We start from the raw sequence: 13,249 nt of genomic DNA, 5'->3' as shown, positions 1-13,249 counted from the left end.
CAAGAATTCAAACATTCGTTCGAATGCGCTGTCTCATCCAAGAACCTTCCACAACAACCGGAGTCTTTTCATGCTCACCCTGATCCTGCTGCTCGTGGCCGTCGTCGGCCTGCTGGCGGTGATGCGCCGCGAGGCGGGCGCCCTGCCCGCCCTGGCGGTGCTCGCCGTTACCGGCCTGGCAAGCCTGCTCCTCGCCTCCACACTGCTGGGCCTGCTGCTGCTGGCCGGCGCCATCGCCGTAGCGGTGGCCGGCCTGCCGGCCCTGCGCGGCAAGTGGCTGACCCCGCGTCTCTTCGCCCTGTTCAAGAAGGTCTCGCCCAAGGTCTCCGACACCGAGCGCACCGCCCTGGAGGCCGGCAGCGTGGCCTGGGACGGCGAACTCTTCACCGGCAAGCCCAACTGGCAGGCACTGCTGGATGCCAAGGATGACGGCCTCAGCGACGAGGAGCGCGCCTTTATCGACAACCAGTGCTCCGTGGCCGCCGGCATGTGCAACGCCTGGGAGATCGCCAAGGAGCGCGCCGACCTGCCCCAGGAGCTCTGGGACCACCTCAAGCAGGAGCGCTACTTCGGCATGATCATCCCGAAGGCGTATGGGGGCCTGGGCTTCTCCGCCAAGGCGCAGTCCCTGGTGCTGCAGAAGCTCTCGGTCAACGAGACCCTGATGGTCACCGTGGGCGTGCCCAACTCCCTTGGGCCGGGTGAGCTGCTGCTCAAGTACGGCACCGACGAGCAGAAGAACCACTACCTGCCGCGGCTCGCCGACGGCCGCGAGATCCCCTGCTTCGGCCTCACCGGCCCGCGTGCCGGCAGTGACGCCACCTCGCTGCCCGACACCGGCGTGGTCTGCAAGCAGACCATCGACGGCAAGGAGGTGCTCGGCGTGCGCCTCAACTTCGAGAAGCGCTGGATCACCCTGGCCCCCATCGCCACCGTGGTGGGCCTGGCCTTCCGCCTCTTCGACCCCGAGAAGCTGCTGGGCGACGAGGAGGATCGCGGCATCACCCTGGCGCTGATTCCCCGCGACACCGCAGGGATGGAGATCGGCCGCCGCCACCACCCCATCGGCAGCCCCTTCCTGAACGGCCCGATCAAGGGCAAGGATGTCTTCGTACCGCTGGATACCATCATCGGCGGCGAGGCGATGATCGGCCAGGGCTGGCGGATGCTGGTGGAGTGCCTCTCGGTGGGCCGCTGCATCACCCTCCCCTCCGGCGCCACCGGCACCGCCCGCTACGCCATCGGCTGGAGCGGCGGCTTCGCCCGCATCCGCCGCCAGTTCAACGTGCCCGTGGCCGAGATGGAGGGCATCCAGGAGCCCCTGGCACGCATGACGGCGCTGGGCTATATCGCCCAGGCGGCGGTCTACCAGACCGCCAACACCATCGACCGCGGCGAGAAGCCGGCGGTGCCCTCGGCGATCCTCAAGAGCCAGCTCACCGAGTTCCAGCGGGTCATCCTCGGCGACGCCATGGACATCCACGGCGGCAAGGCGGTGACTCTGGGGCCGCGCAACTACCTGGCGATCGGCTACAGCGCCAACCCGGTGGCGATCACCGTGGAAGGCGCCAACATCATGACCCGCAACCTGATGATCTTCGGCCAGGGCGCCATCCGCTGCCATCCCTACGTGCTCGAGGAGCTGGCCGCCAAGGACGCCGATGATATCCAGGCCTTCGACAAGGCCTTCTTCGGCCATACCGGCCTGATCTTCGGCAATGCCGCCCGGGCCTTCACCCAGGGCCTGGGCATTGGCAAGCCGTCTGTCCCCTTCGATGGCGAGGCCAGTCGCTACGCCCAGGAGATCGCGCGGCTCTCCGCCGGCTTCGGGCTCTGCGCCGATGCCGCCATGGCGAGTCTCGGCTCCACCCTCAAGCAGCGCGAGATGCTCTCGGCACGACTGGGCGATGTGCTCTCCAACCTCTACCTCGCCTCCATGGTGATCAAGCAGTGGCACGAGGGCGACAAGGTCGAGGGTGAGGCTGCCCTCTTCCACTACGCCTGCCAGTGGCTGCTGGGTCGCGCCGAGCAGGCCCTGGACGAACTGCTCGACAACCTGCCCAACCGGGCCCTGGCCGGCGTGCTGCGCCTGGCGGTCATGCCCCGGGGCAAGCGCTTCAAGCGGCCCCACGACGACCTGGCCCGCAGCATCGCCCAGGCGGTCTCCCGTGACAGCGCCCTGCGCCAGAAGCTCCTTGCCGAGACCTGGCAGGCCGACGACGGCGTGCAGGAGAACCCGCTGGCCCAGTACAACGCCCTGCTGGCGACCCAGGAGCGCGCCGAGGGCCTCTACCGCACGGTCAACAAGGCCTTCGCCAAGGGCGAGCTGCCCGCCGATGCGCTGCATCCCGAGCAGCGGGTGGAAGCCGCGCTGGAGGCCGGGCTGATCTCGGCCGACGACGCCGCCTTCATGCGCGAGCGCGAGGCTCGGGTGCTGGAGCTGCTCACCGTGGACGACTTCGAGTACGACGCCTTCGTCACCGACAAGTCCAAGGTGCTGCGCCACCAGGCGGCCTGACGCTGCCACTCCCCACGCCCCGGCCCAGCGCCGGGGCGTTTCGTTTACAGCGGCCAGACCAGCAGTATCATGGGAATGGCCACCGCCACCACCACGATCTCCAGCGGCAGCCCCATGCGCCAGTAGTCGCCGAAGCGATAGCCGCCGGGGCCCATCACCAGGGTATTGGACTGGTGGCCGATGGGCGTCAGGAAGGCGCAGGAGGCACTCACCGCCACCGCCATCAGGAAGGGGTCCACAGAGGCCTCGAAACCGTTGGCCAGGCTCACCGCAATGGGCGCCATCAGCACCGCCGCCGCCGCGTTGTTGATCACGTCGGAGAGCATCATGGTCAGCACGAAGAGCCCGATCAGGGTCACCACCGCCGGCCACTGGACGCCCCACACCAGCATGGCCTCGGCGATCAGCGCCGCCCCGCCGCTGCTCTCCAGCGCCTGGCCCACCGGGATCATGGCGCCGAGCAGCACGACCACCGGCCCGTCGATGGCCTGATAGCCTTCGCGCAGGGGCAGCACCCCCACCAGCAGCGAGACCAGCGCCGCACTCGAGAGCGCCACCGCCGCCGGCAGCAGCCCCAGCAGGATGGCCACGATCGCCGCTGCGAAGATGCCGATGGAGGCCAGCAGCATACGCGGCTGGCCGAGGGTCAGGTTGCGGCTGGCGAGCGGCAGGCAGCCCAGGGTGGCCAGGCTCTCGGCGAGTTCGCTCTCGCCCCCCTGCAGCAGCAGCACGTCGCCGGGGCGAAAGCGGATCTCGCGCAGGCGCTGCTTGAGGCGCCCGCCATCCCGGGCCACCGCCACCAGATGCAGGCCGAACTGGTTGTGCAGGCGCAGCTGGGTCACGGTGTGGTTGACCATCATGGAGTCGTTGCGCACCACCGCCTCCACCAGCTGCAGGCCCTCGGTATCCACGCCGCTCTTCTCTTCCTGCTTCTCTTTTTTCTCCTGCTTCTCCTTTTTCGCCTCCTCCCTGTCGCGCTCCTGTTCCTCGAACTTTTCCTGCGTCGAGCGCTCGCGGTCACTCTCGTCGGCCCTGTCCTTCTCTGCCTTGCGCTGCTCCTCGGTGTCCTTCTCCTTGGCCGCCTTCTCCTCAGCCTCCTTTTCCTCATCCTCGGCGTCCTTGCCCAGGCTGAGGCCCGCCTTGTCCTCCAGCAGCTTCATCTCATCGGGACCCGCCTCCAGCAGCAGGATATCCCCCTCCCGGAGGGTGCCGAAGAAGGCGTGGCCGGCGCGGCGCTTGTCGTCACGCACCACGGCGAGCACCGGAATGGTCTCCTCGAGCTCCTGCTGCAGCTCGCGCAGGGTCAGGCCGTTGGCCTTCGCCTCCTCCCCGACGCGCAGCTCCACCAGGTAGTTGGCGGTATCGAACATCGCCTCGGTGGAGGCCTTGCCCGCGCGCAGGGGCACCAGCCGCCAGCCGATCAGCAGGATAAAGGCGAACCCCGCCAGGGCCACCGCGGCGCCCACCGGCGTAAAGGAGAAGAGGCCAAAGTTCTCGCCGGTGACCGAGCCGCGATAGCTGGCAATGATGATATTTGGGGGGGTGCCGATCAGGGTGGTGAGCCCCCCCAGCAGCGAACCGAAGGCCAGCGGCATCAGCAGCAGCGACGGCGAGGTGTCGTGCTCCCTTGCCAGGCGCATGGCCACCGGCAGCAGCAGCGCCAGGGCGCCCACGTTGTTCATGAAGCCGGAGAGCACCACCACGGTGCCGGTCAGGGCCGCCAGCTGCAGGAAGAGTCGCTCCCCCACCTTGAACACCTGGTCGGCGATGACGTCCACCACGCCTGAGCGTTCGAAAGCTCGGCTGAGCACCAGCACCGCCGCCACCGTGATCACCGCGGGGTGGCCGAAGCCCAGGAAGGCCTCCTCGCCCGGCACCAGCCCCAGCATCACCGAACCGAGCAGCGCGGCGAGCGCCACCAGGTCGTAGCGAAAGCGTCCCCAGACGAACGCCGCCAGCGTCAGCCCGAGCACGATAAAGACCAGGGTGCTCTCTGCCATGGCCCGTCACCTCCCTGTGCGTATCAGAGGCTTCAGCATCGCCAGCCGGGCCGCCCGCCGACAAGTGTTTTCTGCGCGGGCAGCGATCTTTCCCCTTCCGACACGACGACGCCCGGCCGAAGCCGGGCGTCGCGAGCGACACGGGAAAAAGGCGCCAGGTGCCGCCAGGCTCGCTATTTCGCCATCTTCTCCAGCATGGCGTTGACGGCGTCGAGGTGCTCGGGCTCGTTGTGGCACATGCCCTGGAAGACCGCGCAGAGGTCGAGGAAGTCCTTGAGCTCGGTGCGCTGGGCCATCTTCATCAGGCGCTTGGTAAGACGCGTGGCCTTCGGCGGCTGGGCGGCGATGCGGGCGGCGAGCTCGCCTGCCGTCTCCATCAGCGCCTCGGGCTCGGTCACCTCCAGCACGATGCCGTACTCCTTCGCCTCCTCGGCGTCGATCACCCGCCCGGAGAGGGTCAGCTCGAAGGCGCGCTGGTAGCCGATCAGGCGCTGCATGAACCAGGCGCCGCCGTCACCGGGGATGATCCCCAGATTGAGGAAGGTCTCGCCGAACTTGGCCTTCTTCGAGGCGATACGGATATCGGCCATGTTGGCCAGATCGAAGCCGGCGCCGATGGCCGGGCCGTTGACCGCGGCGATGATCGGCACCTCCACCGCCTGCAGGGCCAGCGGGATGCGCTGGATGCCGCGGCGGTAGCGGGCCGAGACCTCGGCCACGTCGCCGGCGAAGTCGCCGCCGCGCTCCGCCATGTCCTTGACGTTGCCGCCGGCGGAGAAGGCGCTGCCCGCGCCGGTGATCACCAGCACCGAGACGGCATCGCAGGCGTTGACCCACTCCGCCACGGCGACGATGTCGTCGGTAAGGGCAGTGCCGGTCAGGGCGTTACGCACGTCGTGGCGCGCCAGGGTCAGGGTGGCCACCCGACCCTCGAGGGTCAGGCGGGCGTCGGTGAGCTGGGGAAGGCTGGGCTGGGTTGCTGTCTGGCTCATCAGTGGGCTTCCTTGTCGGCTGACGTGTTGTCTGAATGTTCGCGTTCCACGATAACCCGCGCGTCCACCACGGCATAGCCGTCGGCGTTGACGATCACCGGGTTGAGGTCGAGCTCGGAGAGCCCGGGATAGGCCTCGACGATGCGCGACACCTTGAGCAGCAGGTCCACCAGGGCGGCCTTGTCTACCGCCTTCTCGCCGCGCACGCCGCCGAGAATCTTCTTCGCCTTGATCTGCTCCACCATCTCCTCGGCGTCGCGACGCGAGAGCGGAATGGCCCGGAAGGCGACGTCCTCGAGGATCTCCACGAAGATGCCGCCGAGACCGAACATCAGCACCGGACCGAAGATGGGGTCGCGGATCACCCCGAGGATCACCTCGACGCCCTTCTTCGCCATGGGGGTGACCAGGATGCCCTCGATCTCGGCATCGGCGTCATACTCCCGGCAGGACGCCAGGATCGCTTCCCGGGCCTCCCGCATGGCGGCCTCGCCCACCACGTTGAGCTTCACGCCGCCGGCGTCGGACTTGTGCAGGATATCCTTGGAGACCACCTTCATGGCCAGCGGCGTCTCACCGAACTGCCCTGCGGCCTCGGCCAGCTCCGCCTCGTCGCGCACCACCAGCTCCAGGGGCACCTCGATGCCGTGGTCGCGCAGGACCCGCTTGGCCTCATACTCGAAGAGGTCGCGGCCCTCGCCCCGGGCACGCTCGAACATGGCGGTGAGCTCGGGGAGCGGCTCGACGCTGCGCTCGCGGCTCTGGCGCTCCACCTGGGCCAGGTACTGGCCGCGCTCGCCCAGGGCCGCCAGCACCCGCACGGAGTGCTCGATGGAGGCATAGATGGGCAGGCCCGCCTCGTGCAGGCGGCGCAGCGCCGGCGGTTTGATGGGGGTATAGAGGCTGTAGATCACCAGCGGCTTGGTGGTGGCGCGGGAGAGATCCACCATGGCCTCGGCGCCGCGCATCTCGTCACCCAGCAGGGACTCTGCGAAGCGGATGCTGTAGCCGCCGAACATGCCCACCAGGAAGACGCTGTCGACATTGTCGTCGGCGGCGACGATCTCCATGCAGGTGGCCAAGAGCGACGGATTGGCGTCGGTAGAGCCGGCCACGTCCACCGGGTTGACGGTGGAGGCCTGGGGAAAGAGCACGTCGCGCAGCTTCTGACGGGTCGCCTCGGAGAGCTCGGCGAGCTCGAGGCCCGCCTCGGCCAGGCGGTCGGAGGCGATGGTCGCCTGGCCGCCGCCGTCGGAGATCACCGCCACCCGCTTGCCGCGGGCCTTCTGCAAGAGGCCTAGCCCCTCGGCCACCGGCAGGATCTCGTCGGAGTGCTGCACCACGCTGACCCCGGACTGCTTGAGCAGGTCCACGGTCATGGCATAGCTGCCGGCCAGCGCCCCGGTATGGGAGCTCGCCGCCTTCTGGCCTGCCTCGGTGGAGCCGGACTTGTAGACCACCACCGGCTTCATGGCGGTCACCTCGCGGGCAACGTCGAGGAACTTGCGCCCGTCGCGGAAGCCCTCCACGTAGAGGGTGGCGACGCGGGTGTTCTCGTCCTCGCCCAGATAGCGCAGGTAGTCGTTGAAGCCGATGTCGCTCTGGTTGCCGGGCCCCACATAGGTGGAGAAGCCCACATTGCCGTTGTGCTGGGCCTCGAGCGCCAGCGACAGCAGCATGTTGCCGGACTGGGAGATGATACCCACGCCGCCGGGCTTGACGTTGTCCAGCGAGAGCAGGTTGATCCTGTGGTGCAGGTTGAAAAGGCCCGAGGTGTTGGGGCCGATGATGCGCACGCCGTGGGCGCGGGCCTTCTCCATCATCTCGCGCTCGAGTGCCGCCCCCTCCTCACCGATCTCGGCGAAGCCGCTGGCGAGTATCACCGCCCCCTTGATGCCGCGGCGCCCGCACTCGGCAATCAGCCCCGGCACCGTGGCCGCCGGGGTACAGATCAGCGCCAGCGCCGGATTGCCGGGGATGGCGGTGACCGAGGGCCAGGCCTTGACCCCGAGGATCATGTCCGCCTTGGGGTTGACCGGGTAGATCTCGCCCCGGTAGCCATCCTTGATCAGGCCGACCATCGCCTTGTAGCCCCGCTTGGTGGGGTCGGCGGAAGCGCCCACCACGGCGATGCCGCCGGGGGCCAGGATGTCGTGGAGCGGACTGCGGGTGGGGAGATGTCCTTCGATGGGATTCATGTACTGGCTGACCTTGCCTTCGGGGGCGAATGAAGAGTGGGCGGTAAAGAGTTAGGAGTTAGGGGTTAAGAGTTAGGCGCCAAGAGTGAGCGAGGCCCGGGGAATACAGGCCTACTTGCCCTGGAAGCGCGGCGTGCGCTTCTCGGCGAAGGCGTCGACGCCTTCCTGCCAGTCCCGGGTCGTGCCGACGAAGGTCATCCCCTCGAGCTCGGCGGTCAGGCAGGCGTCCAGGGTGCGCTCGCCGGAGAAGGTGAGCTGCTCCTTGGCCAGCGCCATGGAGAGCGGCGCCTTGCTGGCCACCTTCTCGGCGAAGGCGAGGGCGGCGTCAAAAAAGCCCTCGTCGGGGTAGTGGCGGTTGGCCAGGCCGATGCGCACGGCTTCGGCGCCGTCGATGCGCTCGCCCAGAAACACCAGCTCCCGGGCCTTGGCCAGCCCCACCAGGCGCGGCAGCAGCCAGGTCACGCCGCCGCCCAAAAAGTTGCCGATGGAGACCTCGGGCAGGCCGATCTGGGCGCTGTCTGCCATCAGCATGAAGTCCGCGGCCAGGGCAAGCTCGGCACCGGCACCCAGGGCAAAGCCGTTCACCGCGGCGATCACCGGCGTCTGCATCTGCATCAGGCGCTTGCAGACGATCTGCTCCCCCTGCAGGTACTGGCGGCGATCGAAGGCGGTGCGCCCCTGCTTGTGCTCCTTGAGGTCGGCCCCCACGCAGAAGGCGCGCCCTTCGCCGGTCAGCACCACCACGCGCACTTCACCATCCGCCTCGGCGCGGGTCAGGGCGTCATTGAGCTCTGCATAGAGCGCCTCGGTGACGGCGTTGAGGCGATGGGGGCGGTTGAAGCGGATCTCCTGGACCTGGCCGTGGCGGCGGAGGATCAGGGTCTCGTACTCGGCTTGGCTCATGGGGAAGGGCACTCTTAAGAATAACGAACACGAATAACGAACAGAGCGGCGGCGGCATGCTGCATAAGCGGCGGCAACAGCATCTCGCCTGAGAAACAAACGTGTCATTATCAACGAAAGGACAGAACGCTTGTTGTGAGGCGCATCCTAGCCAAAGGTCTCATGAGCGTCAACACGTGCGTGCCACATTGTTTTCCACGGGGAAACGATTGTGTCATTTCACCCCGCCATCCATCGGGTACAATGGCGCCCGCTGCGACACCCAACCCAGGAGACGACCGTGCTGGAACAGGAATCACGCGATTCGGCAGCGCCGGACACCGACAGCGGCCCTGCCCGGCTGGATGCGGTAAACCGGCAGCTCGCCGAGGCCTATCCCGAACTCAGCCCCCAGCTCAAGCTGGCCGCCGGCTATGTGCTCGAGCACCCGGTGGAGATCGCCTTTCAGTCGATCCGCAAGTCGGCCAGCGCCGCCGAAGTGACCGCCTCGACCCTGGTGCGGCTGGCCAAGCGCCTGGGCTTCGAGAGCTACGAGCAGTTCCGGGAGGTGTTCCAGTCGGCGGTACAGGCAGGCCCCGTCGAGCTCTCCGGGCGTGCCAGCCAGCTGCGCAGCCTGGCCAGCCAGACCGACGACCAGGTGTTTCTCGACGTGGGCGATGCGGCCTTCGATAACATCGGCCGGCTCTTCACCGCCGACAACCAGCAGCGGGTGCGCGACGCGGCCCGGCGGCTGCTGGCCGCGGAGAAGATCGCCGTGGTGGGATTTCGGGACACCTTCGCCTGCGCCTACCACTTCGCCTACGTGGGGCGCATCGCCATGCCCAATATCCAGCTGATCCGCGGCCAGGAGGGGGGGCTCTTGACCGAGCTTGCCCCCTTCGGCGAGGGGGACGTGGTGGTGGCCTTCGGCTTCGAGCCCTACTGCGCCGAGACCATGCGGGCGCTGGAGATCACCCGGGCGGCGGGGGTCGACGCCATCGTGGTCACCGACACCATGCGCTCGCCGCTGGTACCGGGGGCCACCATCACCTTCCCGGTGGCCAACGCCACCCCGCACTTCTTCCCGTCGATACTCTCCGCCATCACCCTGATCGAGGTGCTGCTGGCAGAGTGCGTGGCCTTCGGCCCCGACGATCTGGTGGACAACGTGGCAAGCTTCGAGTCGCGGATGCGCGCCATGGGCGCCTACGTGGAGCAGGGATAGCGGACCAGGCCCCCGCGAGACGCCCCGCCTTAGCGGCCCAGCAGCCCCTCGATGGCGGCGATATCGAGGTGCGCTTCCAGGCAGTCGGCCAGCCGGTCGAGTTCCCGCTGGCGGTGGGCGTCGTAATCCACCGCCGCCTCTGCCCCCTCCAACCCGCAGCGGGCGAGCAGCGCCGCGCAAGCCTCGGGCCGGTCGAAGAGCCCGTGCAGGTAGGTGCCCAAGACCCGGCCATCGGCGCTGACGGCGCCGTCGAGCCGGCCTTCCAGCTCGCAAAGCGGCCGCTTGAGAGCAGGTCCCTCGCTCACCCCGTGATGGATCTCGTAGCCGGCGATCGGCACGTCCTCGGCTAGCAAGCGTCCGCTCACGTTACGCAGCTGCTTGCCCGCCACCATCCGCGTCTCGAACTCGAGCAGCCCCAGCCCCTCGCTGGAGCCCGCCGGCCCCTCCAGGCCCTCGGGGTCGTGAATCGCATGACCGAGCATCTGGAAGCCGCCGCAGATGCCGAGCACCCGGCCGCCGTAGCGCAGATGGCGCCGGATGGCGGCCTCCCAGCCCTGGTCGCGCAGCCAGGCGAGATCGCTTCGGGTGCTCTTGCTGCCGGGCAGGATGATCAGATCGGCGGGCGGGATGGAGCGGTTCGGGCCCACGAAGGTGAGCTCGACCCGGGGATGCAGCCGCAGCGGATCGAAATCGTTATGGTTGCTGATGCGCGGCAGCGCCGGCACCGCCACCCGGAGCGCCGGTTCGCCCGACTGGCGGCCGGAGAGACCCAGGCTGTCCTCGGCGTCCAGCAGCAGCCCCTGCAGGTAGGGCAGCGTGCCCAGCACCGGCTTGCCGGTATGGGACTCCAGCCAGTCGAGCCCCGGCTCGAGCAGGGCGATGTCGCCGCGAAAACGATTGACGATAAAGCCCCGGGTGCGTGAGCGCTCGCTCTCGCTGAGCAGCGCGAGGGTGCCCACCAGCTGAGCGAAGACCCCACCCCGGTCGATATCGCCGACCAGCAGCACCGGGCAGTCGACCATTTCGGCGAAGCCCATGTTGGCGATATCATTCTCGCGCAGGTTGATCTCCGCGGGGCTCCCCGCTCCCTCGGCGATGATCACGTCATGGCGCGCCGACAGCGCCTGCCAGGCCGCCAGCACGCTCTCCCGGGCGGTGCGCTTGAAGGCGTGATAGTCCAGGGCGTCCATATGGCCGTGTACCCGGCCGCGCAGGATCACCTGGGCGCCGCGGTCGCTCTCGGGCTTGAGCAGCACCGGGTTCATGTCGCTGTGCGCCTCCACCCCCGCCGCCAGCGCCTGCAGCGCCGTGGAGCGGCCGATCTCGCCGCCGTCCGCGGTCACCGCGCTGTTGAGCGCCATGTTCTGCGGTTTGAAGGGCGCCACCGAGACCCCACGCCGCGCCAGCACACGGCACAGCCCCGCCACCACCGTGCTCTTGCCGGCATCCGAGGTGGTGCCCTGGATCATCAGGGTGCAGCTCAAAGTTCGATGCCCTTCTGGGCCTTTACTCCCTGCTCCTTGAAAGCGTGCTTGACCACCTTCATCTCGGTGACGGTGTCGGCCAGCTCGATCAGCTGCTCGGGGGCGTAGCGGCCGGTGACCACCGCGTGCTGCATGGCCGGCCGCGCCTGCAGGTCGTCGAGCACCCGGTCGAGGTCCAGGTAGTCGTAGCGCAGGGCGATATTGAGCTCGTCGAGCAGCACCAGGTCGAAGCTCGAGTCAGCGAGCATCCGCCGGGCCACCTCCCAGGCCGCCTCGGCGGCGCGAATGTCACGCTCGCGGTCCTGAGTGTCCCAGGTGAAGCCCTCACCCATCACGTGGTACTCGACGCCCGGCACCTGGCGGAAGAAGGCCTCCTCGCCTGTCTCCCGCGTGCCCTTGATGAACTGCACCACCCCCACCTTCATGCCGTGGCCGAGCGCCCTGGCCAGCATGCCGAAGCCGGAGCTGCTCTTGCCCTTGCCGGGGCCGGTGAGCACCAGCAGCAGGCCCTGCTCCTTCTGGGCGCCGGCGATGCGCGCCTGCATGATCTTCTGCTTGGCCGCCATGCGCCGGGCATGGCGCTGGGGATCCTTGGCGTTGTCGCGCATGGGGGTCTCCTCACTCCTGATCCTGGGTGAAGCGCAGCGGTTCGCCGCGGAAGATGGCGGCGGCAAGGGCCGGCGCCGAGGGGAAGTAGCCGTGGAAGTAGCTGGCCACCAGCCTGCCCACCACGAAGACCGGCTCGGCGGGGCTGCCGGCCAGGCGGCGGGCATGGGCGGCCGGTGCCAGCGGCGTCTCCAGCCGCGAGTGGTGGTAGGTGTGACCGCGCAGCTCGCCGGCGTCCGTGGTCAGGCTCTGCAGGCCCAGGGCGCTGAGCTTGCCGGCCATGCGGGCGGTGCCGGGCATCAGCCCCAGCATGGCGTGCGCGTGCCCTTCACCGTCCACCAGGGTGTCCATGCATGCCATCAGCCCGCCGCACTCGGCCAGGATCGGCCGGCCGGCGCCGTGATGGGCGCGAATCGCGGCGAGCATCGGCGCGTTGGCGGCGAATTTTTCGCCGTGCAGCTCCGGGTAGCCGCCGGGCAGCCACAGGGCGTCGCAGCCGGGCAGCTCGCTGTCGGCCAGCGGCGAGAAGAAGGCGAGCTCGGCGCCCATCCGGGTGAGCAGGTCGAGATTGGCGCGGTAGAGAAAGGCGAAGGCGTCGTCGCGGGCCACGCCGATGCGCACGCCCTCGAGCAGCCGCGGCGGCGGCTCGGGGGCCTCGGCCTCGAGCGTCACCCTGGCCGGCAGGCGGTCGAGGCCCGCCTCCTTGAGCACCTCGGCGGCGGCGTCGAGCTGGGCGTCGAGCCCTGCCAGTTCGCCGGCCTGCACCAGCCCCAGGTGGCGGTCGGGAATCTTCATCGCCGCGTGGCGGGGAATGGCGCCGAGCAGCGAGAGCCCCGCCGGCATGCTCTCGGCCAGCAGCCGGCCGTGGCCGGGGCTGCCCACGCGGTTGGCGATCACCTCGTGGATGGCGAGCTCGGGATGGTAGTTGGCCAGCCCCTGGGCCACGGCGCCGAAGGTCTGGGCCATGCCCCAGGCGTCGATCACCGGCAGCGCCGGCAGCCCGGCCAGGATGGCCAGGTCGGCGCTGGAAGGGTCGCCGTCGAAGAGCCCCATGGAGCCCTCCACCAGGATCAGGTCCGCCTCGGCGGCGGCCTCGGCCAGGCGCCAGCGGCACTCGGCCTCGCCGGTCATCCAGGGGTGAAGCTGGTAGACCGGCTGGCCCGAGGCCACCTCCTGCACCATGGGGTCGAGGTAGTCGGGGCCGTGCTTGAATACCCTCACCCTGCGGCCGGCATTGCGATGCAGCCGCGCCAGCGCCGCGGTGACCATGGATTTGCCCTGGCCGGAGCCGGGGGCGGTGATCAGAGCGGCATGGGCCTCGCCGCGAATCGTCGAAGTCGTCAT

At 68.9% G+C, this 13,249-nt stretch carries 9 protein-coding genes; 2 read left to right on the top strand and 7 right to left on the bottom strand.

The window, feature by feature from the left end:
• Positions 1-70 precede the first annotated feature (70 nt).
• On the top strand, positions 71-2,518 hold the full coding sequence (locus NHL60_RS07135) for an acyl-CoA dehydrogenase (RefSeq protein WP_253450767.1): 2,448 nt from the start codon (positions 71-73) through the stop codon (positions 2,516-2,518).
• Between the two features lie 44 nt (positions 2,519-2,562).
• Here NHL60_RS07135 and NHL60_RS07130 read toward each other — a convergent pair whose 3' ends face one another.
• The 4 genes from NHL60_RS07130 to NHL60_RS07115 all read right to left on the bottom strand — a co-directional run bounded on the left by NHL60_RS07130 (position 2,563) and on the right by NHL60_RS07115 (position 8,611).
• Positions 2,563-4,518 carry an SLC13 family permease gene (locus NHL60_RS07130; RefSeq protein WP_253450764.1) on the bottom strand — a complete coding sequence of 652 codons (1,956 nt, stop codon included), beginning with the start codon at positions 4,516-4,518 and terminating at the stop codon, positions 2,563-2,565.
• Between the two features lie 173 nt (positions 4,519-4,691).
• A complete protein-coding gene (locus NHL60_RS07125) occupies positions 4,692-5,510 on the bottom strand; it encodes an enoyl-CoA hydratase-related protein (protein WP_253450761.1) in 819 nt (272 codons plus the stop codon).
• A complete protein-coding gene (locus tag NHL60_RS07120) occupies positions 5,510-7,708 on the bottom strand; it encodes an acetate--CoA ligase family protein (RefSeq protein ID WP_253450758.1) in 2,199 nt (732 codons plus the stop codon). Before NHL60_RS07120 ends, NHL60_RS07125 begins: the two co-directional genes overlap by 1 nt.
• A 111-nt stretch (positions 7,709-7,819) precedes the next feature.
• Complete coding sequence (locus NHL60_RS07115) at positions 7,820-8,611, bottom strand: enoyl-CoA hydratase/isomerase family protein (protein ID WP_253450755.1); 792 nt, start codon at positions 8,609-8,611, stop codon at positions 7,820-7,822.
• Positions 8,612-8,891: 280 nt separating this feature from the next.
• Here NHL60_RS07115 and NHL60_RS07110 point away from each other — a divergent pair, with 280 nt between their 5' ends.
• Positions 8,892-9,815, top strand: coding sequence for a MurR/RpiR family transcriptional regulator (locus tag NHL60_RS07110; RefSeq protein WP_253450752.1), 924 nt, complete (start codon positions 8,892-8,894; stop codon positions 9,813-9,815).
• Between the two features lie 29 nt (positions 9,816-9,844).
• On the opposite strand, the gene NHL60_RS07105 is transcribed toward NHL60_RS07110, so the two are convergent.
• Genes NHL60_RS07105 through NHL60_RS07095 form a run of 3 tightly spaced genes read right to left on the bottom strand, consistent with a single transcriptional unit; the run spans position 9,845 to position 13,249 of the window.
• On the bottom strand, positions 9,845-11,284 hold the full coding sequence (locus tag NHL60_RS07105) for a cobyric acid synthase (protein WP_253452061.1): 1,440 nt from the start codon (positions 11,282-11,284) through the stop codon (positions 9,845-9,847).
• 11 nt (positions 11,285-11,295) lie between these two features.
• Positions 11,296-11,907: a cob(I)yrinic acid a,c-diamide adenosyltransferase gene (gene cobO, locus NHL60_RS07100; RefSeq protein ID WP_253450749.1), complete on the bottom strand. Its 612-nt coding sequence runs from the start codon at positions 11,905-11,907 to the stop codon at positions 11,296-11,298.
• A 10-nt stretch (positions 11,908-11,917) separates the two neighbouring features.
• Positions 11,918-13,249 carry a cobyrinate a,c-diamide synthase gene (locus tag NHL60_RS07095; RefSeq protein ID WP_253450745.1) on the bottom strand — a complete coding sequence of 444 codons (1,332 nt, stop codon included), beginning with the start codon at positions 13,247-13,249 and terminating at the stop codon, positions 11,918-11,920.

The organism is Halomonas sp. Y3, from assembly GCF_024137965.1.
GTDB classification, from domain to species: Bacteria; Pseudomonadota; Gammaproteobacteria; order Pseudomonadales; family Halomonadaceae; genus Halomonas; species Halomonas mongoliensis.
This window is presented reverse-complemented; position numbering and strand designations above follow the sequence as displayed.